Origin of the sequence: Petrimonas mucosa, from assembly GCF_900095795.1 — a bacterium.
Classification (GTDB): Bacteria; Bacteroidota; Bacteroidia; order Bacteroidales; family Dysgonomonadaceae; genus Petrimonas; species Petrimonas mucosa.
In genome coordinates this window covers 100,229-125,763 of sequence record NZ_LT608328.1, presented here as the reverse complement: position 1 = coordinate 125,763, position 25,535 = coordinate 100,229, and the positions used below count along the sequence as shown (strand labels likewise).

Annotated in this window: 14 protein-coding genes; 5 read left to right on the top strand and 9 right to left on the bottom strand. The window is 51.8% G+C overall.

Annotated features, from left to right (window positions below):
• Window positions 1–34: 34 nt before the first annotated feature.
• On the top strand, window positions 35–1,306 hold the full coding sequence (locus ING2E5A_RS00480) for a replication-associated recombination protein A (RefSeq protein ID WP_071135716.1): 1,272 nt from the start codon (window positions 35–37) through the stop codon (window positions 1,304–1,306).
• 3 nt (window positions 1,307–1,309) lie between these two features.
• Here ING2E5A_RS00480 and ING2E5A_RS00475 read toward each other — a convergent pair whose 3' ends face one another.
• The 4 genes from ING2E5A_RS00475 to thrA all read right to left on the bottom strand — a co-directional run bounded on the left by ING2E5A_RS00475 (window position 1,310) and on the right by thrA (window position 9,102).
• Window positions 1,310–4,042: a putative LPS assembly protein LptD gene (locus ING2E5A_RS00475; RefSeq protein WP_071135715.1), complete on the bottom strand. Its 2,733-nt coding sequence runs from the start codon at window positions 4,040–4,042 to the stop codon at window positions 1,310–1,312.
• Between the two features lie 86 nt (window positions 4,043–4,128).
• Window positions 4,129–5,433: a threonine synthase gene (gene thrC / locus ING2E5A_RS00470; protein WP_071135714.1), complete on the bottom strand. Its 1,305-nt coding sequence runs from the start codon at window positions 5,431–5,433 to the stop codon at window positions 4,129–4,131.
• A gap of 5 nt (window positions 5,434–5,438) precedes the next feature.
• Entirely contained in the window at window positions 5,439–6,647 is a 1,209-nt protein-coding gene (locus ING2E5A_RS00465) for a cofactor-independent phosphoglycerate mutase (protein ID WP_071135713.1), read from the bottom strand.
• 10 nt (window positions 6,648–6,657) lie between these two features.
• Complete coding sequence (thrA, locus tag ING2E5A_RS00460) at window positions 6,658–9,102, bottom strand: bifunctional aspartate kinase/homoserine dehydrogenase I (protein WP_071135712.1); 2,445 nt, start codon at window positions 9,100–9,102, stop codon at window positions 6,658–6,660.
• 447 nt (window positions 9,103–9,549) lie between these two features.
• On the opposite strand from thrA, the gene ING2E5A_RS00455 reads away from it, so the two are divergent.
• A complete protein-coding gene (locus tag ING2E5A_RS00455; RefSeq protein ID WP_071138107.1) occupies window positions 9,550–10,758 on the top strand; it encodes a glycoside hydrolase family 88 protein in 1,209 nt (402 codons plus the stop codon).
• Window positions 10,759–10,836: 78 nt separating this feature from the next.
• Here ING2E5A_RS00455 and ING2E5A_RS00450 read toward each other — a convergent pair whose 3' ends face one another.
• The 5 genes from ING2E5A_RS00450 to ING2E5A_RS00430 all read right to left on the bottom strand — a co-directional run bounded on the left by ING2E5A_RS00450 (window position 10,837) and on the right by ING2E5A_RS00430 (window position 17,042).
• Window positions 10,837–12,393 (bottom strand): hypothetical protein, encoded by a 1,557-nt coding sequence (locus ING2E5A_RS00450; protein WP_083373391.1) that lies wholly within the window; start codon window positions 12,391–12,393, stop codon window positions 10,837–10,839.
• A 105-nt stretch (window positions 12,394–12,498) separates the two neighbouring features.
• Window positions 12,499–13,629 (bottom strand): DUF4861 family protein, encoded by a 1,131-nt coding sequence (locus ING2E5A_RS00445; protein WP_231960401.1) that lies wholly within the window; start codon window positions 13,627–13,629, stop codon window positions 12,499–12,501.
• 15 nt (window positions 13,630–13,644) lie between these two features.
• On the bottom strand, window positions 13,645–14,436 hold the full coding sequence (locus ING2E5A_RS00440) for a gluconate 5-dehydrogenase (protein ID WP_071135710.1): 792 nt from the start codon (window positions 14,434–14,436) through the stop codon (window positions 13,645–13,647).
• An 11-nt stretch (window positions 14,437–14,447) separates the two neighbouring features.
• Complete coding sequence (gene kduI, locus ING2E5A_RS00435) at window positions 14,448–15,290, bottom strand: 5-dehydro-4-deoxy-D-glucuronate isomerase (protein WP_071135709.1); 843 nt, start codon at window positions 15,288–15,290, stop codon at window positions 14,448–14,450.
• A 108-nt stretch (window positions 15,291–15,398) separates the two neighbouring features.
• The gene (locus ING2E5A_RS00430; RefSeq protein ID WP_071135708.1) at window positions 15,399–17,042 is read right to left on the bottom strand and encodes an FAD-dependent oxidoreductase; all 1,644 of its coding nucleotides are present in this window, start codon (window positions 17,040–17,042) and stop codon (window positions 15,399–15,401) included.
• 346 nt (window positions 17,043–17,388) lie between these two features.
• Between ING2E5A_RS00430 and ING2E5A_RS00425 the strand changes: the two genes are divergently transcribed.
• From ING2E5A_RS00425 to ING2E5A_RS00415, 3 genes are read left to right on the top strand one after another with little or no spacing between them, the layout of a single operon-like run.
• The gene (locus ING2E5A_RS00425; protein WP_071138105.1) at window positions 17,389–19,944 is read left to right on the top strand and encodes a glycoside hydrolase family 38 N-terminal domain-containing protein; all 2,556 of its coding nucleotides are present in this window, start codon (window positions 17,389–17,391) and stop codon (window positions 19,942–19,944) included.
• A gap of 31 nt (window positions 19,945–19,975) precedes the next feature.
• Window positions 19,976–22,336 (top strand): GH92 family glycosyl hydrolase, encoded by a 2,361-nt coding sequence (locus ING2E5A_RS00420; RefSeq protein ID WP_083373098.1) that lies wholly within the window; start codon window positions 19,976–19,978, stop codon window positions 22,334–22,336.
• Window positions 22,337–22,382: 46 nt separating this feature from the next.
• Window positions 22,383–25,526 (top strand): SusC/RagA family TonB-linked outer membrane protein, encoded by a 3,144-nt coding sequence (locus ING2E5A_RS00415; RefSeq protein ID WP_071135706.1) that lies wholly within the window; start codon window positions 22,383–22,385, stop codon window positions 25,524–25,526.
• The last annotated feature ends 9 nt before the right edge of the window (window positions 25,527–25,535 follow it).

Sequence of the window (25,535 nt, the reverse complement as noted above, 5' to 3'; positions counted from 1 at the left end):
TACGTTTGTACAAATAAATAATCGGGGAGAGAGTATGTCCATACCATTAGCAGAAAGGTTACGCCCGCGGAACCTGGATGAGTTTATCGGCCAGACCCACCTGGTCGGTAAAGGTGCTGTGTTACGCAAGATGATCGATTCGGGCCGGATCCCCTCCATCATCTTCTGGGGCCCTCCGGGAGTTGGCAAGACAACATTGGCCAACATCATCGCCAACACGTTGCAAGCTCCATTTTATAAACTGAGCGCCATCAACTCGGGGGTCAAGGATGTGAGGGATGTGATTGAAAAGGCTAAAAACAACCGCTTTTTCGAATCTGCTGCTCCCATCCTGTTTATCGATGAGATTCACCGTTTCAGCAAGTCCCAGCAGGATTCGTTGCTGCATGCCGTTGAGACCGGAACCATCACGCTTATCGGTGCCACGACGGAGAACCCGTCGTTTGAAGTGATCCGGCCGTTGCTCTCAAGATGTCAGGTTTATCTCCTGAAGGCGATGGAGGTAAAGGATTTGGAGGAATTGATGAAACGAGCGCTGACCGAGGACGATATCCTGAGCGGAAAAGAGATCGAGGTCAAGGAGACCGGCGCTCTATTCCGTTTTTCCGGTGGCGATGCCCGCAAGCTGCTGAATATCCTGGAGCTGGTTATTGCCGCGGGCGATACCGGCGGCAAGATTGTGATTACCGACAAGAGCGTGACTGAGCGGTTGCAGGAGAATCCTGCGGCGTATGACAAGGGCGGAGAGATGCATTACGACATCATCTCGGCATTTATCAAGTCGATCCGCGGAAGCGATCCCGATGCCGCCATCTACTGGCTGGCCAGGATGGTTGCCGGAGGTGAGGATCCCAAGTTTATTGCCCGCCGTCTGGTTATCTCGGCTGCTGAGGATATCGGACTGGCCAACCCCAACGCCCTGCTACTGGCCAATGCCTGTTTCGATGCCCTCCAGAAGATCGGATGGCCCGAAGGACGTATTGTCCTGGCCGAGACCACCATCTATCTGGCCACCTCCCCAAAGAGCAATTCGGCTTACCTCGCTATCGACAGCGCACTTTCGAAAGTGGAACAGACAGGGAACCTGCCCGTTCCGCTGCACCTGCGCAATGCACCCACCTCATTGATGAAGGAGCTCGAATACGGCAAGGAGTACAAGTACTCGCACGATTACGAGAACAATTTTGTCAGGCAGGAGTATCTGCCTCCGGAGCTGAAAAGCAGCAGATTCTGGCAGGCCCAGCCCAATCCCTCGGAGGCGAAGATGAAGGAGTGGATGAAAAAACTGTGGGGAGAGAAGGGGTAACGGTCAATACCAATCCATTCCCCTGTCGTAGGGCGAGTTGCGCTGTTCATACTTGAGATCCTGCAGCATGGAGGAGTTGGCACGGATGACGAAGTTGTACGACTTGTAAGGGCCGATCGGGATAAAGTTGGCCGACATGCTCCAGCAGTGGAGGTTGCGGGTCAGCGAGCAGTTGATGCTGGTGAACTTCTTGAAATCGAAATTATAGTCGGTATTGAAGGTGAGGTTCCAGTTTTTTGTCGGCTGTAGAGAGCCGCTGATCCCCAGACTGTGTGTCAGCTTTCCCGGATACTCCATCCGCTCAAAATCGAAATTCTGCATATCATATCCATACCTTACCGAGTAGTTGAACGACAGATTCCACTGAATCGGATTTTTCAGGTAGCCATCATCGTCAAATTCACCCATGGACTGGCTACCCGTGTCGAAAACACTCCTCCTTGCGGCTGTTTCGTTGGGATTTCGTCCGATGGTGCCATCATCGGGCAGGTTGAGGTTGGCCTCCTCTGCCTCCTTATCGCCACCCTTCTCCTCTTTTCCTCCGAACAGTTTTTTAAAGGTTTCCTGGTTTACGGAGTAGGAGAAGGAGGTGCCGGTGCTTTGCAGTTTGCCGAACCCTTTTCCGTTCAGGATACGCAGCTTGTCCACCGCAACCGGTCTCCCGTTCTTGTCCAGTTCATAGATATAGGGATCCCAGGTGGCATTCAGGCTGAGGGTGTAGGATTTTGAAAACTTCAACCGGATATTGGAGTTGATTATGCTCCATTTCATGGAGTCGGCCATCATGTTGTAGCTGAAGTTGATTCCCAGGTCGTCGATCAGGCTGATCTTTTTGAAGCCGGTGGTGTCACTTTCGCTTTTCACCTTCATCTCCACGTTGTTCTTGAAATCGAATCCGACGCTTCCGCTCTCGCCGGTCGGCGCAGTTCCGAACATCATGCGCGAGTAGGGGGAGTAGCTGTACTCCACGTCATCACCAAACTCATTGCGATAGGTATATCTCTCGTAGAAGCCGTAGCGGGGATCCCCGAAGTCGGGCCGGTAACTCAGGCTGACACTGGGCGAGAAGACGTGGCGGATAGCCTGTACCTTGTTGCCGAAAATCTTCCAGGGAACAAACATCCCGTAGATCTTGGTGTTGGCGCTGATTGAGGCGCCGTAATCGTATATCCGTTTGAACCCGTTTATGGTATCCACAACCACGTTCCTTTTCTGCACAGGATCCCAGGCCTCCTTGACTCCACCGGTATACCAACGCTCGGTGTAATTGAAAGATGGCGAGATCTGGATCACATCGAGCAACGAAAAGGTGGCACTTACTGGAATGTTGTGGCGCATGCCGTTCTGCCAATCCTTGATCAGATTCGATTTAAAGAAGCGGTTCTCCTTGATTGAGTTTACCGAATTCCGGAACTCGCCCGAATAGCTCATCGAGATCTTTTCGTACCATCTTTCGGAACCAACCATCTTTTTGCGCTTGAAGGGGTAGATCCGGTTCATGGTGAAGGAGATATTGGGAAGGGTGGCCGATATGGTTGAATCGCGCGATACCTGGTTGATGTTCATCGATGCCGAGAGGCTCCAGGGGGAGTCGGGGAAACGCTGCGTGATATTGATGCTCGAGCTCTTGGTGTTGTTGGAAGATTCACGGGAGTAGAGCCTCGAGAGGTCATTCATATTGGCACGGCTGGTAGAGAAGTTCACGCTGGCGGAAAAGGTGCGGTACATGTTCGCTTTCGGATCCTGCGAGTGTGTCCAGTTGATCCTGAAATCTTTAGATACCGAATAGGCACCGGGTATATTGAGGTCCTTCAACCCCTTGTCGCCAATGACAGTATTGAGGTAATTGCCGTTCACGCTGCCGGAGAATTTGTACCGTTTCCGGTAGTTGGAGCGTGCCGAAAGCCCCCAGGTCCCTTTGGTATATATCTCGCCCGTAAGCGCCAGATCCACATAGTCGTTGATGGCAAAATAATATCCTCCATTGTGGAGGTAGAAGCCCCGCTCCATCTCGTCGCCGTACGACGGCATGATAATGCCCGAGGAGTAGGTCTTGGTGAAGGGGAAGAAGGCGAAGGGGAGGACAATCGGGAAAAGAGGGACATCGGCAACCACCAGCCAGGCCGGTCCGGTAACCACATCCTTTTCGGGTCGCACCTTGGCCTTGGAGAGGTTCAGGTAGAAGTGGGGATGGTCGTGCAGGTCGCAGGTGGTATATTTGGCATTTACCATGTAGAAGGAGTTGTCGGCATTCTTCTTCGCCGTGTTGGCGACGATATGCCCCTCTCCCTGCTGGGTGATGACGTTGGATATAAATGCCTTGCCGGTGTCGAAATTGTAGCGCACCTTTTTCATCTCATATTCGGTACCTCCCTGTGTAAACACCGGATGACCGAACTCCTTGCCTAACGAATCGAGTCCAAAAGTGGAGGAGATGATGCTGCTGTCGAGATTCATCGTAATCTGTTCACCCTTGATGGCCAGATCGCCATATTTCACGTCGGCTTCACCGTAGAGGAAACCCATGTTTCCCCTGGTAAATACCATCGAATCCTTTGCCGTGTAATATACGGGAGCGGTCAGTTTCTCCTCTTTCGGCAGGGAATCTACAGCAACGGAATCGGCGGGTTGTTGATGCAACGAATCACCCCTCAGCGTTCTTGTTTGGGAAAAAGAAAGTTGAGAATGTAGCGTGGTTACAAGTACAATATACAGAATGGTTATGAATTGTTTCATCAACGAAAAGCCCAATCCCTATTGATTTCAAGCGCAAAACTAATCAATTTAGGTTTAATACCGTTAAAAATAATCCAAAATAAAACTTAAGACAGATTTATTAACGCCTTCCGGAATGAGCCGAAATCGCTTGGAAGCTGGATGGTCTCTCTGTTTTTCTTCATGAATGTGGCCAATCCTTCAGGGATTTCAATCTCTTCCCCGATGCACCTCTCCACGCTCTCCTTGAATTTGGCCGGGTGGGCGGTTGCAAGGAAGATGCCAGTCTCCCCGGCTCTCTTGCTCTCCTTCAATGCCAGATAGGCACAGGCTCCGTGAGGATCCAGAAGATATCCCGACTCCTTATGGACCCTTTTGATGACCGATTCAATCTCCCCGTCGGAAAAGCGGTATCCGGAGATATCCGATGAAATGGCTTCATGGGAATAGCTGTAGAGGTCAAGGATACGGTCGAAGTTACTGGGAGAGCCCACATCCATGGCATTGGCGATGGTCTGCACCGAAGGTCGCGGGAGATATCTCCCGCTCTGCAGATACTCCCAGAAAACATCGTTACGGTTGTTGGCGGCAATAAACCGTTTTATCGGCAAACCCATCCGCTTGGCAAAAAGTCCTGCGGTGAGGTTTCCCAGGTTTCCGCTGGGGACCGAGATGATCACCTCCCGGCTGATTCCCAGTCTGGCCAGTTGCGCAAAGGCGTGAAAATAGTAGAACGATTGCGGCAGGAAACGGGCAACGTTGATGGAGTTGGCCGATGTCAGGTTCAGCTGCCGGTTCAACTCCTCATCCATAAAGGCCGACTTGACCAATGCCTGACAATCGTCGAAGGTGCCGTCGATCTCAACTGCAACGATGTTCCGGCCAAGTGTGGTGAACTGCGCCTCCTGGATGTCGCTCACCTTTCCCGAAGGGTAGAGCACGAACACCCGGATCCCCTCCACTCCCAGAAAACCGTTGGCCACGGCACTCCCGGTGTCGCCCGACGTGGCCACCAGGACAGTTACCCCTTCCTGTCCCTGCTGCTGTACAAAATAGGATAACATGCGTGCCATAAATCTGGCTCCCACGTCTTTAAAGGCAAAGGTGGGTCCGTGAAACAGCTCCAGTGCATAAAGGCCCTCTTCCACCCTTACAAGCGGGATCTCAAAATTGAGGGCATCGGTAACAATCCTTGCCAGTTCGTCGTGGGGAATATCGTCACCGAAGAGAGCTCGTGCTACACTCCGGGCAATATCGGTCACACCCGAATGGACAATTTCACTGAAGAACCCCGCTGGTAACAGGGGGATCTCTTCCGGCATATAGAGCCCCCTGTCGGGAGCAAGTCCTTTTACTACTGCTTCCTGCAAGGTTGCGGCAGGCGCCGATTGGTTGGTACTGTAATAGTTCATCTCGGTCAGTGTTTGATCAGTTGCTTCATGAACTCATCCCCGTGGAGAAGGCCAAAAGCACCCCTTCTTGCTGCAAACTCGTCGTAGCTGGTTACCTCGTCTGGTTCAATCCCCTTGTAATATACCAGAAAGGGAACGGCGTCACGGGAATGGGCGCGGGTTGAACATGGAGTGGGGTGGTCAGGCAGAACAGCAATGGTGACAGGTTCGCTCCAGGTTGATATCTCTTTGAAAATCGGTTTTACGATGCGGGAATCGAGATACTCGATGGTTTTCACCTTCAACTCCGCATCCCCTTCGTGGCCCGCTTCATCGCTGGCTTCAATGTGCAGGAACACGAAATCGTGCTGTTTCAATGCATCCAGTGCGGCTTGCGCCTTCCCTTCGTAGTTGGTATCGTAGAGTCCTGTGGCCCCCTCCACCTGAATAACCTCCAGTCCCGCATAGACTCCGATCCCCCTGATGAGGTCGACCGCCGATATGACTGCTCCTCTCCGGATGGGGTATTTCTCGTCGAGCCGCTGCATGGCCGGGCGATAGCCGGGCGACCAGAGCCAGATGCTGTTTGCTGGATCCTTGCCCCGGGCAACCCTTTTCCGGTTCACGGGATGGTCGGGCAATATCTCCTGCGAAGCGAGAATCAGTCTGTTGAGCTCGTCGGCGGTCTGTTGAGCCGATTTCTCCATTGCCCTTATCAGCAGTAGACGAAAGGGCTTCTCGGGAACATCGTGGGGAGGGGTGCAGGCGATCCGTTTGTCGCCCCCCTTCATTTTCAGTAAATGACGATAGGAGACACCCGGAAAGAAGCTGAACCGTTCACTACCCAGCCTGTCGTTCAGGAAATCAATAAGTTCTGCGGCTTCGGGTGTGGTGATATGTCCAGCCGAATGGTTCTTCAGCAGCCCTCCCTCGATTGTCACCAGATTACACCGCATCGCCATTTCGTCAGGGAGGATGGGCACCCCCATGGAGGCCGCCTCCAGCACGCCCCTGCCCTCGTAGACGCGGGGAACATCGTAGCCCAGTACTGAGAGGTTGGCGATCTCGCTTCCCGGGGTCATGCCTTCGGGGATAGTGTCGAGCAGGCCGCTTCTACCCCGCAGTGCCAGTTCATCCATGCAGGGTGTGTCTGCCGCCTGCAGCGGAGTCTTGTTGCCCAGTCTGCCGATGGGTTCGTCTGCCATGCCGTCGCCCAGAATGATGATATACTTCATAGCGCTTCCATTATCTGATGTTTGCAATGGAGATGATGTCGGAAAAGACTCCGGCGGCAGTAACGCTTGCTCCTGCGCCATAGCCTTTGATGACCATAGGATATTCGTTGTAACGTTCGGTTGTGATCATGATGATGTTGTTGCTCCCTTCCAGATCGTAGAAGGGATGCCCCTTTTCAACCTCCTGTAATCCAACTTCACACCGGCCGTTGTCGTATGTGGCTACAAACCGGAGTTTCTTCCCCTCCTTGTCGAGCTTCTTTCTCCGGTTCTCGAAGCTTTCGTCCACTTCGTGAATGGTTGCCCAAAACTCCTCGAGGGTGCTTTTGAAATATTTTTCTGGAATGAAGAGCCGTTTGTTGACATCCTCCTGCTCTATCTGCGCTCCGGCTTCACGTGATAGGATCACCAGTTTTCGGGTCACATCGAGTCCGCTCAGGTCGATGCGCGGATCGGGTTCGGCAAACTGGGCCTCCACCGCCATTTTTATGGCTTTGCTGAACGGGACCTTTTCGCTGATCGTGTTGAAGATAAAGTTCAGAGTACCGGAGAGTACCGCCTGAAGTTTCACGATCTTGTCGCCCGAGTTGGTAAGGGAGTTCATGGTGTTGATAATGGGTAATCCCGCTCCCACATTGGTCTCAAAAAGAAATTTGGTTCCGGTTTTCCGGGCGGTCTCCTTCAAGAGGAGGTAGTTTTTATAGTCTGACGAGGCGGCAATCTTGTTCGCCGTTACCACCGACACATTGCGGGATATGAGGCTTGCATAGAGATCGGAAATGGCCTGGCTGGCAGTACAGTCCACAAAGACAGCATTGAAGATGTTCATTTTCAGTATCTCATCCCGTATCAGTTCGGGAGAACTTTTCATCCCGTTGGTCATCAGGTTGTCGTAGTAATCCTCGAGGGGAATACCGTCGCGCGAGAAGAGAGCCTTTCGACCGTTGGCAATCCCAACTATGTTGATTTTCAACTTGTTCTGTTCTTCAAGAATATGTCTTTGCTGTCTGATCTGCGCCAGCAGTTTGCTTCCAACCGTTCCGGTTCCGATGACAAAAAGATTGAGTTCCTGGTAAGGCGAGAGGAAGAAGGAGTCGTGGATGATGTTCAGTGCCTTTTTCAGGTTCCTCTTGGCAATCACACAGGAGATGTTGGTCTCCGAGGCCCCCTGGGCCAGTGCAACAACACTGATGCCGCCCCTTCCCAGTGTGCCGAAAAACTTGCCGGCAACACCCGGTACATGTTTCATGTTCTGCCCTACCACTGCAATGGTTGCCAGGTCGTACTCGACAATGATCTCGTTGATGCTTCCCATCTCGATCTCTTTTGCAAACTCCTTGCTGAGTACCCGTTGAGAAAGCGGGGCATCCTGTGTGCGGACCCCGATGGAGGTGCTGTTCTCAGAGGATGCCTGTGACACCAGGAATACGCTGATTCCGTTATCGGCAAGGGCGGTGAAAATTCTTTTATTTACACCGATTACCCCAACCATGCCAAGTCCCTGTATGGTGATCAGGGCAGTATCGTTGATCGAGGAGATGCCTTTGATGATTTTGCCGTTTGCAGTAGGTTTGGTGTCACGGATTAGCGTTCCTTCAGCCTCCGGTTTAAAGGTGTTCTTTACCCGGATAGGGATACTTTTGTGATAGACGGGGAAAATTGTGGGAGGATAGATCACCTTTGCCCCGAAGTTGGAAAGCTCTATCGCTTCCGTAAAGGAGAGCTCCTCGATAACGTAGGCCGATTTGATGATTTTGGGATCAGCCGTCATGAAGCCATCCACGTCGGTCCAGATCTCCAGCACCGATGCGTCGAGGGCCGCTGCGATAATGGCTGCCGTGTAGTCGGATCCTCCACGTCCCAGGTTGGTAATATCGCCATCCTCCTTGCTCGAAGAGATAAATCCGGGTACAATAGCCACCTTGGGCAGCGGTTCATTCCGGAATGCCTCCCTGATCAGTTCATTGGAGTAGGCGATATCGGGAATATGGTGGTTGAACTGTTTTGTGGTCTTGATAAGCCTGGTGGAATCATAGAGCCTGGATCCTTCGATTATCTTGTTCACGATCAGCGCCGAGAAACGTTCGCCGTAACTGACGATCTTGTCGGATGTCTTTTGCGACAGGTCACCGATGAGATAAACACCCCGCAAGATGTTGCGGAGATCTTCAAACATCGGTTCGATTTTTTGTTTCAGTTCCTGTTTATCACTTGCAGAGGGCACCATCTTTTCTATCATTTCATGATGCCTGAAAATGATCTCTTCCAGTACCGATTGATAACCGGGGTTGGTGTTGAGCGCAAAATCCGCGGCCAGCAGCAGACGGTCAGTAACGCCGCCCAAGGCAGATACCACAACAATAACGGGCTCTCTCTCTTTTTCTATGATATTTTTGACCAGAAGCATACTTTCGGGAGTCCCTGAGGATGTCCCACCGAATTTCATGACTTTCATCTGTACAAATGTTTTTTTCCGTTCATAACGGTACTAAATGTAACAAAAAATGTTGGATGGCAAGTGGCAGATCGGTTGATTTGCCGGTGGCAAACAGCGTTGCCGTGTAGATGTAAAGCTTTAGATAACCCCCCAGGGGGTCATAGTCATTGTGAAAGGAGTCGTGTATGTTGAATATGAAAAAATCATTCTAACCTTTAAATGTGTTGCAAAGATAAAGGAATAATTCAATAAAATGATTAAATTGATAAAAAAAAGCTCTTTTGCAATTGTATGCCGGAAGCCTCCATCGATAATTCCCGGCTCAAGATCCTCTTGTCGGCACATCATGGTTGACGGGGATACTTGCGAAAGCAGATTAACTTTATTTTTCTATCTAAGTGAAAAGGGATATATTTGCAACATGAAGTTGTAGCGATATAATAATCAACAAATAAGAGGAAAATGATGAAGAGAAGATCAGTTACGTTTCTATTGCTGGCAGGCCTGCTGCTGTTGTCTGTCGGCTCGTGCACCCAAAACCGTCAGAAGGGGGGAGACAGGGGGGTGGCACTGGTGGATGAGAATGTCTCGTTTGCGGCCGGGCAGTATTCGCTGATGTTGGCCAAGCTTGAAGACTCCGCCAGGATATTGAACCCCAAGTCGGTTATCGACGGGAAGATGAAATATATCCCCCCCCAGGAGTGGACCTCGGGCTTCTTTCCCGGTAGCCTCTGGTATCTTTATGAGCTGACTGGGGATGAGAAGTGGATGATGGAGGCGGTAAAGTATACCGAGTCTCTCGATACGATCCAGTACTTCACTGACAACCACGATGTGGGCTTCATGATCTACTGCAGCTACGGCAACGGGCTCCGCCTGGCGGGTACGGAGGCCTACAAGGGGGTGATCGTGAATGCTGCCCGTTCGCTGTGCACCCGTTTTGTCCCGGCGGCCGGCATCATCCAGTCGTGGAACGCGAGCAAGGCGAAGGGGTGGGAGTGTCCGGTGATTATCGACAACATGATGAACCTGGAGCTGCTGTTTGCCGCGACGAAACTCACGGGCGACTCCACCTTCTACCGGATAGCGGTGAGTCATGCCGACAACACCATCAGAAACCACTACCGTCCCGACTACAGTACGTGGCACGTGATCGACTACAGTAAGGCCGACGGCAGCGTCCGTCACCGCAACACGCACCAGGGGTACTCCGACGAGAGTTCGTGGTCCAGGGGACAGTCGTGGGGAGTCTACGGTTATGTGCTCTGCTACCGCGAGACGGGCGACCAGAAATATCTGGATCAGGCGGAGAAGGCACTGGAGTTCATTGCCGGGCATCCGAACTATCCGGAAGATGGAGTGCCCTACTGGGACTTCGACTCGCCGGATATTCCGGATACCTACCGCGACGCTTCCGCGGGCGCGATCCTGGCCTCGGCCCTTTATGAACTGTCGACCTACTCGGACAGGAAGGACTACAAGGGATGGGCCGACCGCATCATGACCACGCTGTCGGGTCCGACATACCGGGCCCCGTTGGGCGAAAACGGCGACTTCCTGCTGATGCACTCGGTGGGTAGCCTTCCCCACAACTCGGAGGTGGACGTGCCGTTGAACTACGCCGACTACTATTTCCTGGAGGCGCTAAAGCGTAAGAGGGACCTGGAAAAATAAATGTGGTGCGACATACTGCCACCTGGCCCCCTCTCCCGAGGAGGGCCGATGGATACGAGAGGGGGGCTGGTGGTTGTCCTATTTGACCACAACCACATCCTTGAACATGAAGCCATTGTCGCTGATCCGTATCGGTAAACCGCTGGCAGTGGAGACGTTTTTCAAGACAACCGTTTTCGTCGTTATGAAAGGATACTTCTCCACGTACCCCTCACTGCTCTTCTCCTTATTGAAATTTGCAAAGATGGCCGGCCCCCGGTATCCTTCAGGGTGGGCAGAATCGTCGATCTGCAGGTTCTCGATGGTGATCTTCGACGGCATATAACAGGTATACCCGAAATCGTGTTGTCCGGAGTTGTAGCCGCTGATCAGACTTACGTTACCCGACTTCAGCCCTCTTGGCACGAAACGGCAGTTGCGGATGAAAAACTCGCCCTCCCACGTACTTCCGTAATCGGAACGCAGATTGACCAGGTTTGTCCCGTAGATGGTGGAATTCTCAAGGGTAAAGGTGCCGCATCCGATGGCATTGATGCCCTGGTGCCCCAGTGTAGAATTGCGAATGGTGGCATTGGCAACACCCATGTGTGCATCAAACCTGGAGAAGGTGCAGTTGTCGTAAACGATGTTCTTGCAGTAGTTCGATCCCATGATGCCCCAATAGTCGGGGTCGTTGATGTCGTTGGTCTGGCTGCAGTTTTTGAACGTGATGTTCAGCGCCCTGGTGATGCTGATATCGTAGGTGCCCATGGAGACCGGAACCCCTGCCGAACCGATGGTGCGGTAAACCTTGTGGCCGGTCATGAGCGTATTCTTCACCGTAACATGGGTAGAGTTGCTGATGCTGATAAAGCCGCCATACGGCGCACCATGTTCACCTTCACCGGTGACCCTGTGCTCCAGCCCGTCGATAATCACGTTGGACCGTCTGACATGGATACCCCGTGAATAGTAGTTGTATTTCGATTCCTCCCTGTTTGCGATGGTGATGAACCTCCCTCCGGAGATAGTGAGTATGGTCTCATCGATGGGAAGCACAGTCATATCGGTGATCTGGTCGAAATCCCAGATGATGGGAGTATTCTTGTCCACCACACCGTTCTTATCGACAATAAATATGTCTGTCTGCGACGAGCCGTTGTTTTGATTGGGCCCGAAGCGGATATAACGCTTGACGTTGGAGTTGGTAACCGTGATAAGGGAGGGGCCGGGTAGGGCAATATCTACTCTCTCCTGGCTCTTTTTCAATGGAGAACTCATTGCAGGCTTGAAGGATTGTTTGACGGAGTTGACCGAGAAAATGTCGGCCGTCCGGTCCTCCACACTGGTGTCGTCAATGATGAATGTGGCGTTGCTGAAGTCGGTGTCGGTCTGTATGTCGACGGTCATTTTTCTCCCTCCTATATAGTAGGTGGCGTTTTTGTCAGCTTTAACCTTCAGGTTGTGCTTGTTGGCAAATTCATGTGTTGCGGCAATGGCCCCGATATCGTCGCTCTTTCCATCGCCCTTCGCGCCGAATTCGCTGTAGGAAACCCATCCGCGTTGCTTCAGGATATCCGGATTGATCTGGCAGAAGAGCTGCGGGAAACTACATCCGGCTGTAACGATCAGTGCAAGGAGATATTTCTTTTTCATACAGTTGAAGATTTTCAAGATAGGCCCTGGTTATCGGGAACAAAAGATCTCCTCCGGCAGGTATTCCATTCTCCCTGCCTTGAAGAGATCTACTCTGTTTTCGACTTATTGGATAGTAACTCTCAGTGGATGATCGATCTTCTCCTTCTCGGTCTTTACAAATTGTGTCCAGTCGTCAAAGCTGTCGAAACCGGCTTTGCTCCATCCACCTCCGGCAAAATAGGTATATGCCTCTCCGGGGCGGTACCTGTTGAGACCTGCAAAATGCCCCTCCATAACCGTGACCGATTCAAAGCCTGCCGGATGGATGGCTGCGGTATAGATGGTGCCGTTGGCCTCGTTTCCCGGTGTTTCATACGCGATGATGCCTCTATCCTGGAAGGTTATCGCTGTTTTCGTCGGATCCATGACAATAGCTGTTGCCAGGGTCAGCTCCTCGCCTTCGGTTTCGAAGATATTGGTGACCTTGTTGAAGAGACTGTAGGCGTCGAGCGAGATGATGCGCTGTTCCGTCACGCTCTTCCCTCCCGCCGGATATGGTTCGTAAGTAAGCTTGAAAGTGAGGCGTAACGGTCCGTTGTCGATCACTTCGGCCGTAACGAAATTGTCGCCCAGGCATAAGGTGTCGTGATCAACAGGAGCGGTCATGCCCAGTCCGAGCGATCTGCCCACCTTGTAGAAATCGAGACCTTCGCCATGATCCTCATGGTAGGAGGCGATACCGGCCAGATCATCCCTGTACCATTTGTCAATGATCAATGCCTCGGTCCGCTTTGCCCAGAAATCCATTCCGTTGCTGATCTCGCCGGTGGCCTTCAGTGCCGGTCCGTATAGGCGGAATGCAGTACGGTTATTTTCCCAGGCGAAGTCGTCTTTCCTCTCCGGAACCAGTCGCCCGTATACTAACGGTTCAAATCTCTCCGGTTCACCCTCCTTGAAAGTGAAGGTCTGCGTTTCACCTGCTTTCAAAGATACCGGAAAGATGACCGATTTCTGGTCGGTTCCGGCGGTAACAATCTGCCAGGGCAGTTGTTTTCCTTCGCTATTTACCAGGATCACTCCCTGCTCGGTTCTCCCCAGTTTTGCTTCAATTTCGCTCCATGACACTTCGGCCATCTGGTTTTCACGGTCGGTCGACCCCGGATTCTCCACAGTCAGCACCACCTTGTTCCCCGAGGAGGCACATCCCATTAGCAGGGCGGTGAGTAGCAATGTTGCTAAAAAGTTGGTTTTCATATTGATATTTGCTTGTTACGGTTGTTTGCCGATATAAGCCAGTATACCTCCGTCCACGTACAGGATATGTCCGTTCACGAAGTTTGAGGCTTCAGAAGCCAGGAATACTGCCGGACCAGCGAGATCTTCGGGTGTTCCCCAGCGGGCGGCCGGCGTCTTGGCAATGATGAATGAATCGAACGGATGTCGCGATCCATCGGACCCTCTTTCCCGCAGGGGAGCAGTTTGGGGTGTGGCAATGTAGCCCGGGCCGATTCCGTTGCACTGGATGTTATATTGACCGTATTCGGAGCAGATATTCTTGGTCAGCATTTTCAATCCGCCTTTTGCTGCGGCGTAGGCTGAGACGGTTTCACGACCAAGTTCACTCATCATGGAGCAGACATTGATGATCTTTCCGTGACCCTTTTTGATCATGTGAGGGATGACAGCTTTTGAAACAATGAAGGGTCCGTTCAGGTCGATATCGATAACCTGGCGGAACTCGGCGGCAGACATCTCGTGCATGGGGATACGTTTAATGATTCCGGCGTTGTTTACCAGGATATCAATAACACCGATCTCCCCGGTTACCTGTGCAATAAATCTATTTACCCCCTCTTCATCGGTCACGTCGCATACGTAGCCATGGGCTTCAATCCCCTTCTCCTTGTATGCTGCAAGCCCCTTGTCCACCAGCTCCCGGTTGATGTCATTGAAGACAATGGTAGCTCCTGCCTCGGCGAAAGCGGTAGCAATGGCAAATCCTATTCCGTAAGATGCTCCCGTTACGAGAGCGATTTTACCTTCCAATGAAAAATTAACCATCTGACAACTCTTTATTTAAGTTCGACAATCTTTGAAAAGTCCTGATCGCCGTAATCGAGGTTCTCACCTGCCATGCCCCAGATAAATGTGTAGTTGCTGGTGGCGGCGGCAGAATGGATAGACCATTCGGGAGAGAGCACGGCCTGATCGCCTCTCATCCAGATGTGACGGGTTTCGTCAACCTCTCCCATAAAATGACATACAGCCTGGTCGTCAGGAACTTCGAAATAGAAGTAGGCTTCCATTCTGCGAGAATGGACATGTGCCGGCATGGTATTCCAGACACTGCCCGGAGCAAGTTCTGTCATGCCCATCTGCAGCTGGCAGGTAGGGAGTACCTGGTTCACGATCATCTTGTTGATGTTGCGTCGGTTGGAGGTTTCCAGTGAACCCATCTCGGCCACAACCGCCTCTGCCTTGGTCACCTTCTTGTCTGGATAGTTGCGGTGAGCCGTGGCCGAATTGAAATAGAACTTGGCCGGATTGCCGGCATCGTCACTTTCGAAGTATACTTCACGGTCGCCCGAACCGAGGTAGAGCGCCTCCTTATAGTCGAGAGAGAACACTGTCTCACCCACCTTTACTTTTCCCTTGCCTCCCACGTTGAAGATTCCCAGCTCGCGGTTTCGAAGGAAGATGGGTTGTTTCAAAGGGTCTATCGCCTCGAGGTGAAGTGATTCCTTCACCGGCATCGCTCCCCCCACTATCATGCGGTCATACATAGAATAGACCATGTTCACTTCGTCTTCCGAGAAGACCCTTTCAATCAGGAAATCCCTGCGCAACCGTTGCGTATCGTACGATTTCGCATCTTCCGGATGTGCAGCATAGCGCAGTTCATAATTTGTTTTCATAATTTTATTGTTATTGTTGGTGAATAGTTAGCGTTAAAAACGTAGATCTACAAATTTAGCCATTTTTTGTATCAATTCAAAATATTGCTCCTCCCTCCCGGCTATCCTCTACTCCGGTTCAACTATCTGCCTTTCACTTGTCAGTTTCTCTCTTAACAGGGTGTAATCCAGCTCCTGAACCGCCTGGTTTTGGTCGATGGCCAGGCAGGCGGCAGCCGCAGCCGACTGTCCCAGAATCATGAACACCGGCTCCATCCGGATCGAACCAAAAGCGATATGGCTCGATGAGAGACAAACGGGAACCAGCAGGTTGACACACTCCTCCTTTTTGGGAATGATCGACCTGTAAGGAATCTTGTAGGGCTTCCGCGGATGAACGCCAATGTCACCCTCGTTCTGCACGTAACCTTCCGCAGTCACATACCGCTGCACGTTGTGGGAGTCCATGGTATAGGATCCCATCCCCACCGGATCGGGAACCTCTACTTTTCCAAGGAGTTCGTTTTCGGTGGTCACATGGCTGCCGATCATCCTTCTGGCTTCGCGTATATAAAGCTGGTGCGGCCAGTTGCCGTTATCGGTAAATTCGTCGGCTGCCAGCCCCCATCTGCTCATCTCGCGCCTCACCTTTTCGGGAACCCGCTCGTCGGTCGACACGAAATAGAGCAACCCTTTCTGGTAGTTCTCGTGCTCCCTGATGATCTCTTTCCGTCTCTCGTAGGATGCTTCGGGATAATCGTAGTTCATTCCGATAAAATCGGTGCTGAAGGGACCATGGTTGTTGGTGTCCGTTTTGCGGTTCGGAATCATGTCATACTTGTCGAACCACTCGTCCCATCCCGATTCGAACACCCTTGCCAGCAGCTCATAATTCTTCGGGTCGTAGTTCTCCGGCTTTTCAAACGGTACCCGGTTGTCGGGATGGTTGCTCATGCAGAGCCTGAAACAGTAGGCCTGAATCTTGTTATCCCCCGTACAATTGGGCCGGATCGGTTCGTCTGAAACGTAGGGGAGGAGTCCGCTGCCGGGATCGTCCGGAACCACGTAGGGGCTGATGTCGGTTTTGAAGTAGTGTCGGTGGTGATATACCCCGGCCTGCACGCCGTTCCACTCTTCGTTGTAGAGCGAGCAATCCTCCCTTCCTACGGTATAGCTTACACCGGCACTGGCCATCAGGTCACCCTCGTAGGTAGCGTCGATAAAGATCTTCCCCCTGAATGTTTTGCCGGAGAGTGTGGTTATGGAGAGGATCCTTCCCCCTTCGGTCTCTACGCCCGACTCGCGGTCCAGCCATTCGTCGCGATACACCGGAATATCGTATTCGCTGATAAACGCTTCAAAAACCTTTTCAGCCACATGCGGTTCGAAGATCCACATGGTCCGGTTCTCCCCGTCGATCGCCGGGGTTCCCTGTCCCCTGTTGCCATATTCCGACTGCTTTTCCCATTTCCAGGCACTGGAGTCATTGTAGTGGAGCCATATCCTGTGATAAAACTCCCTGGAGAGTCCGCCAATCACAGCTTTGTTGCCGGTATCGGTAAATCCCAATCCTCCCGATGAGAGTCCACCCAGATGTATGTCCGGAGAGACGATGATCGCCTTTTTACCCGATTTAACCGCCTCTACCGCAGCCGTAACCGCCGCGGAAGTGCCCCCGTATACAATAACATCTGCATGGTATCTCTCCGATCTTCCACAAGCCTGCATCAAAACCAGTGCGGCTGTGATCAGTATGTATCCCGATTTTTTCATGTGTCGCTGCTACTCAGTACAACAAAATTAATATATTTCTCCAATGGTACCGTTAATTTCGCTGAAAAACCAAACCCCCTTCATCCATGTGACCCGGTATAAAGAGTCTCCTTTTTCTTCCAACCTGTTTACTAAATCTGTCGCCTATGTATAGATTAAGATGCATGAATAGAGATGTTTATCTTTAATTATATATTCTTTTTATCTACTTGAAGGCCTAATTCCGTTTTGAATGGATGGTGTAGGCTGTTAAATTTGTCTCACATAAATTTAATTAAATTTTTAATTTGTGCCACTCCTGCTTACGGGCAGTCTACCAGTTGGACAAATAGAAAAAGAGATGTATATGCCATTTAAAACGACGAAAAGATCGATATTCTTGTCTGCTCTTATTCTTGTGGCTTTCAAGAGTATCGGTACTGCATTTTCCCAAACGGCGTGGTTTGCAGACGGGTATCATGGTGGAATCTATGGTCATTATCCACTCTGGCAGGCCCGGTTCATGGTAGATCACTTGACGAAGAATCCAGACTGGGCGATCAACCTGGAGATAGAACCTGAAACCTGGGACTCGATCAGCGTTGTCGATGCAAAAAATTTCCAGGATTTCCAGGAACTGGTCAAACGCGAAGGGGTATCTGGAAGGGTGGAGTTTGTTAATCCCACCTGGTCGCAACCCTACTGTTACAACATATCGGGCGAGAGCATCATCCGTCAGTTCCTCTACGGAATGGAGAAGACCCGCGAATACTTCCCGAACGTCCCTTTTCAAACCTATGCGGTGGAGGAGCCCTGTTTCACCAGCAGTCTCCCCGGGATATTGAAAAGCCTTGGATACAAGTATGCGGTGTTGAGAAATCCCAACACCTGCTGGGGCGGTTATACCTCTCCATTCGGAAAGGATCTGGTCAACTGGATCGGGCCCGATGGCACATCGATTGTGGCAGTCCCCAGATACGGGATAGAGCAGTTATCTGACGAATCTACCTGGCAGACAGAGTCCTGGACAAACTCCATCAATTTTATCGAGAACTGTTTCGCGGCAGGCATCCGTTATCCGGTAGGAATGTGTTTCCAGGATGCAGGGTGGGATGGTGGTCCCTGGCACAACGAGTACAAACCCTCGAAGTATACCACCTGGTCTGGCTATTTCGAGATGGTTGACGGGAAAGTGGAACCTGAGGATTGGCATTTCACTCAGGAGGATGTCAGACCGGGGCTGGTCTGGGGAGCCCAGGTAGTGCAAAAGATTGCCCAAAGGGTGCGTCATGGAGAGAATCTGTTGATAACTGCCGAGAAGATAGCCGCGATAGATCATCTGACAAGCGGGACACCCTGGCCGAAGAGCGACTTTGATGAAGCATGGCGTAACCTGATGCTGGCACAGCATCACGATTGCTGGATTGTGCCCTATAACGGAAAACCGGGAGATACCTGGGCAGACAAGGTAGAGAGATGGATCATGGTGGTAGACCGGATTGCTTCCGGGAAAATCGGTTCTTCCGGTTCTCTCTCTGACCATCAGGTTATCCGCGTTTTCAACACCCTTGGTGCGCCACGTGAAGAGCTGGTTTCGGTGAACCTGCCTCAGCGGTTTGAAAAACATGGAGTATCGGTACTGGATCAAAACGGTAAACCGGTTCCAGCTCAATTATCGGTGAACGACCGCGAGGAGAGGGTGCTCCATTTCAGGGTGACCGTCCCTGCAATGGGATATAGGACCTATCGCCTGGTCGGGACCGACGAAGCGCTATCCGCAAATGATCTCCGAAGCGGAGTAAATATGCCTCTGGTGATCACTACACCCTTTTATGAAGCGAAGATCGATCCGGCTCGTGGTGGAGCCCTTGCCAGTCTGATTGACAAGAAAAATGGAGGTCGTCAGTTGGTTGAGGATGGAGCCCTTCTGAATGATCTGAGGGGATTCTTTTTCGATGAAGGGAGATTCCATAACGGATCTGACCGGATGGCGACGGTAACAGTGGTGGACAGGGGGAGCCTTTTTACCCGTGTGAAAGTGGAGAATCGGTTGGCAGGTCATCTCTACCGCCAGTGGATCACCTTCTACGAGCACGATCCCAAGATAGATTTTTCCCTGGAGATCGAGTGGGAGGGACAACCCTCCATCGGTGCGTACGACCAGCGGAAAAGCTACAAGGCAACTTCGCGTGAGAAGGCCTTTTACAACGATGCATTCAAGCTGCATGTCAGGTTACCCTTCAAGGGTGATATTGGCAGAACGCTCTACAAGAATGCTCCATTCGACGTTACCCGGAGCAGCCATGAGAATACGCTCTTCTCCAGCTGGGATAGCCTCAAGCACAATGTGATTCTGAACTGGGTTGATATTACCGGTGAGGCCGGCGATTATGGCGTAGCACTATTCTCGGACCACACCACCAGCTACTTGCAGAGTGAAGAGTTGCCGTTGGGACTCACCGTCCAGTATGCAGGGATAGGACTCTGGGGAAGAGATTACAAGGTGGATGGCCCGACACGGCTGAACTACTCGATCCTCCCGCACCGGGGCAACTGGAATGACGGAATGGTGGAGTGGAACAGCAGCTGTTGGAACGAGCCGCTTGTGGCCCGTTTCATTGCAGACGATCAGGATCCGTCTGAACTCTCGCTGTTTGAGACGGGAGATCGTCATCTTCAGGTCGTTTCGGCAATCATCCAGGGTGACGATTTGCTGGTTCGCCTCTACAACGGCTCCTCGAAAGAGAATCCTGGAATGATAAGTTGGAAAGGCAAGGCAAGGCAGGTGGAACAGGTAGAGTTGGACGGCAGGCTTCTCAAAAAAGTTTCGACAGGAAGCGGCAAAAATGGTGAATTTGTGACGGCAACGCCTCTTCCGCCATTTGGACTTGGAACGATCCGGCTAACCGGTTTCTCACAATAGTCGACAGATGAATTAATTCAATTATTATATAATGAAAATCAAACAGTTGAAGCTAATAAGGCTTGTAGTCATTTTTACCTGCTTATCGGGTTTGATGCTGATATCCTGTACCGGATCCGGCAAACCGGCCGGCGATGAGTTCTCTCCTGCCGATCTGGTAAACCCTTTTATCGGGGCAAGTACCAGCACCTCGGCTGCGGGGGTTTATCACGGTCTGGGTAAAACCTTCCCGGGTGCAACCACCCCTTACGGGATGGTGCAGGTAAGCCCGAACACCATTACCGGAGGCGACAACAGTCCTGGATATAGTTTTGAACACGAGACTATTGAGGGATTTGCCTTCACCCAGATGAGCGGAGTGGGATGGTATGGCGATCTGGGAAATTTCCTGGTGATGCCCACAACAGGTCCGCTCAAAACCATCGCCGGAAAGGAGGATGGATCCATTTCCGGATACCGTTCCCGGTACGACAAGGGTACCGAGTTGGCCAAAGCCGGTTACTACTCGGTTAAGCTGACCGATTATGGAATCAGGGTGGAGAGCAGTGCAACACCCCGTTGCGGTATACTGAAGTTTACCTTTCCGGAGAATAAACAGTCGAGGATCCAGGTCGATCTCGCACGGAGAGTAGGCGGAACATCGGTGGAGCAATATGTGAAGGTGGTTGATTCCACCACCATCCAGGGCTGGATGCGTTGTACCCCGGAAGGAGGTGGATGGGGCGATGGAGAGGGGAAGGTGAACTACACCCTCTACTTTTATGCCCGCTCAAGTAAGCCGTTCGAACAGTACGGCTTCTGGAGTGCCGATATACCGGCAGAGTGGAAACGGAAACGTGAAGATGTGACTGCTATCCCCTACCTGGAGAGGGTGGCCAGCGCACCCCTCATCACCGACGTGGATGAGCTGCACGGTAAACACCTGGGCTTTTTTGGCGAGTTCGCAACCCTTGAGAAGGAGGAGGTGACAATGAAGGTTGGCCTCTCGTTCGTCGACCTGGAAGGGGCCGAGAAAAATTTCAACCGGGAGATCGCAGATCTCGATTTTGAGGGAGTAAAAGAGCAGGCCCACCGGATGTGGAATCAGGAATTGAGCAGGATCAAAATTTCAGGTGGAAGCGAGGATGAAAAGACCATATTTTACACAGCGCTTTACCACACCATGATTGATCCCCGGATCTTTACCGATGTGGATGGACGGTATGTCGGCGGTGACGGAACGGTCCATTCCACGGGTGAACGGTTCACCAAGCGAACCATCTTCAGCGGCTGGGATGTTTTCCGGAGCCAGTTTCCCCTTCAGACGATTATCAACCCCCAGTTGGTGAACGACCAGCTAAACTCGCTGATCACCCTGGCTGAAGAGAGCGGAAGAGAGTATTTTGAACGGTGGGAGATCATGAATGCCTACTCGGGGTGCATGATCGGCAACCCGGCCATCCCCGTGCTGGCCGATGCATATGTGAAGGGAATACGGTCATACGACGTGGAAAAAGCGTTCCGATATGCCGTCAACAGCTCCCGTCGTTTCGGTAACGATTCGCTGGGATATACTCCCTCCACCCTCGGCATCTCCTATACCCTGGAGTATGCTTATGCCGACTGGTGTATTGCCCGTCTGGCCGAGGCCTTGGGCAAGAAGGAGGAGGCCGGGGAATATATGAAGAAGTCGCAGGCCTACCGCTCGATCTTCGATCCCGAAATGGGTTGGTTCCGTCCCCGGAAAGAGGATGGAAGCTGGTATCCCTGGCCCGAGACGGGACGCACTACCGAATGGTACGGCAGTATCGAGTCGAACCCCTATCAGCAGGGATGGTTTGTTCCGCACGATGTGGAGGGGATGGTAGAACTGATGGGAGGCAGGGAAAGGGTGCTCGAAGACCTGACCCGCTTCTTTGAGCTGACCCCTGCTCATTTCCTGTGGAACGACTACTATAACCATGCGAACGAGCCGGTTCACTTCGTGCCGTTCCTCTTCAACCGGTTGAACCAGCCCTGGAGCACCCAGAAATGGACGAGGAGCATATGTGCAAGGGCATACCGCAACGAAGTGGAGGGAATCGTGGGCAATGAGGATGCCGGACAGATGTCGGCATGGTACGTCCTGGCCGCCTCGGGTATCCATCCTGCTTGTCCCGGAGATACCCGCATGGAGATCACCAGTCCCGTTTTCGAGAGGGTGGAATTTCGTCTCGATCCAGCCCATGCCACGGGTGACAAGTTTACCATTATCGCTCATGATAATGGCCCTGACCGCATATATATCCAGCGGGCGTTACTGAACGGGAAAGAATACAACAAGTGCTATATAGATTTCAATGAGATTGCCCGTGGAGGAGTCTTGGAGCTTTTCATGGGCGAGCAACCCAACGAGAAGTGGGGATTGGAATAACTATAGATCGAATCATGAACCAATCACAAGTTAAATTATCACTAAGATGAAAAGAAGACAGAATGTAAATGCACCGGGCAGAATGCCCATTCTAATGAAAATGATGATGGTGCTGCTCCTGTTCCTTGGTATGGGATTGAACGTGCATGCCACGCCAAGCCCAGATTCCCAACAGACGGGGAGGAACATCACGGGAGTCGTGGTCGATGAGGAGGGTGAACCGGTTATCGGTGCAACCGTGATGATAAAGGGTACCGACAGGGGTACCACCACCGGTATCGATGGCAGTTTCACCTTGAATATCGCAGGGGGAGACAAGCTCCTCGCGATCTCGTATGTGGGCATGATCACAGCAGAGCTCGAAATCGGAAACAAGAACCATTTCGAGGTAGTTTTACGTACCGATGCGGTGCTTATGGAAGACCTGGTAGTAATCGGTTATGGAACCCGTTCCAAAAGGGATGTCTCCATCGCCGTCAGCTCGGTGAAGAGTGAAGAGTTGAACGAACGCCCCTCAGCCTTTAACATCATGGAGAGTATTGCAGGTAAAGTGGCCGGTGTGACCAATATATCCATGTCTGGAAGGCCGGGAGGATCATCTTCCCTTCGTGTGCGAGGCATGGGTTCAATCAATGCGGGGAAGGATCCCATCTATGTACTTGATGGCGTGGTAGGGGTAGACCCCGGCATCATCAACTCGGCAAACATCGAGTCGATCGATATTCTCAAGGATGCTGCGGCTACCGCCATGTATGGAGCACAAGGCTCGAACGGTGTGGTATTGATCACTACGAAAAAAGGCAAAAAGGGCAAAGGCTCCATTACCTATGACGGTAATGTCGGTTTTGGCTTCATGACCCGCGAGCTGGACGTACTGAATGCAGACGAGTACATGGAGGTACAGCGGAGGAGTTACGCATACAGCGGGCAAGTGATGCCTCATCTGCTCACACCCGATGAGCGGCTCTTCTATTATGCGAAGGATGGATCGGGAAATTACCGCTACGATGATAACGGATTGCTTATCGCCTCGCCCAAGTATGATACCAACTGGCAAAAAGAGCTGACACGGACCGCGGTCACGAACGACCATATCCTCTCTTACAGCTCGGGTTCAGATAATACCAGCATATATGCTAGTCTCGGCTACCAGAACCATGAGGGTATAGTCAAAGGGTCGGAGTATGAGCGGATATCGGGTACGGTAAACGTCAATAGCCGGATCAAGGAGTGGCTCAGGATGCAGGTCGTAGGTACGGTAGGAAGTCAAAAGGGAAACAATAACGACATGGAGAACTCTTTCGGACAGGGTGTGGTTCGCAACATGATCGAGATGCCGCCCATCGTACCTGTCAGGTATGAAGATGGAACCTGGGGCCGGAAAGGTGATTACATGTTTTCGGAGGAGGGGGAGAACCCGCTACTGCTGTTGCGTGACAGAAGGGACGAATGGAAGCAGAACTTCTCGCTCTTCAGCCTGAACACCACCATCGATCTCTCCAGCAAACTGACCTTGACGCTGCAAGGAGACCTTCAGCAGACCTACCGGAAGCGGATGAGCTACGCAAAGGCAGGATTGCAGGATGTGAGCGAGAACAACGGCGGCTATGCAGATATCTACAACTATGACAATCAGAAGATGAGTAGCGAGAACTACTTCACCTACAACGACGAATACCTTTCCGGATTGCTTCGTTCCGAATTCGTATTGGGAGCCAGTTGGTACTATAACCGTTCCGAAAGTTCGTCGTCGGGTTCCGAGCAATTCTTTGACGACTCGTTCGGCTATCACAACCTCTCGGCCGGAACCACCTGGCACGAGCCTACCTCTGGAATGGACCAGAACACCATGAACTCCTACTATTTCAGGATGAACCACAACATCAAGGATAGATACCTTCTCGGGGCTACTTTCCGTGCCGACGGGGCATCCAACTTCGGTGCAAACAACAAGTACGGTTTCTTCCCTTCAGTATCGGCCGGTTGGCATCTCTCGGAAGAGGAGTTCTTCGAGCCGTTGCGTCAAACGGTAAGCCAGGCCAAGCTAAGGACAAGTTACGGTCTTGTTGGAAATGCCTCGATTCCCAGTTACCGTACCATTTCGCAGTACGGAAACGGCACCACCATCTTCAATAAGGAACTCTCTTCATTCGTGGTGTTGAGCAATCTGGGCAACAAGGACCTGAAATGGGAGTCGTCGAGCCAGTTCAATGTGGGACTCGACCTGGGCCTCCTGAATAACCGGTTTGAACTGATTCTCGACTTCTACAGCAAGTCGACCCGCGACCTGCTCTTCCAGAAACAGGTGCCCATCACTACCGGATACTCCACCACATGGACCAACCTGGGCGAGATTCGGAACAACGGGTTTGAAGCAACATTTACATCACGAAATATCAATACCGGCGATTTTTCCTGGACAACCGACCTGGTATATGCGACGAACAAGCTGATGACGATCGACATCAACGGGGAGACCATCGAGACCGGAAACAACACCATCGCACGCGAAGGGATCGAGTGGGCCTCCTACTATGTCTACAGGCGACTGGGCACATGGAGCCTCCAAGAGGTTGAAGAGGCTGCCAAGTATGGCAAGAAGCCGGGCGATATCAAGTACGAGGATGTGAACGGTGATTACAAGATCGACGAAGCCGACCGGCAACTGATGGGTAATGGTCGTCCCAAGGGGAATTTGACCATGGTGAACAAATTCTCCTACAAGGGGTTGTCGTTACTGGTCGACCTCAACTACGTATATGGATTCAAGATCATGAGCATCACCCGTGCCATGGGAGAGAACCGTGCCCTCTACAGCAACAGCATGAAGACGATGCTGAATGCGTGGACACCGGAGAACCAGAACACGATGATCGCTGCACTGCGTCTCCCCTCCGATCCCTATTTCGGAGAAAACGAGAAGGACTCCTTCATGCTGCACAAAGGTGATTTTCTCCGTCTCCGCAACGTCTCACTGACCTATACCTTGGGAAAAGAGATGCTGAGATGGCTCAAGGAGGTGAACGGTCTTACGGTTGGCGTGTCGGCCGAGAACCTGGCGCTCTTGACCGCTTACCCGGGTTACGATACCGAGCTGGGTGCCTTCAGCACCGATAACGGGCAGAGTATCGATTTCTACTCTTATCCACGGCCAACTACCATCACTGCAAACCTGAAGATAACATTCTAAAACGAAAAG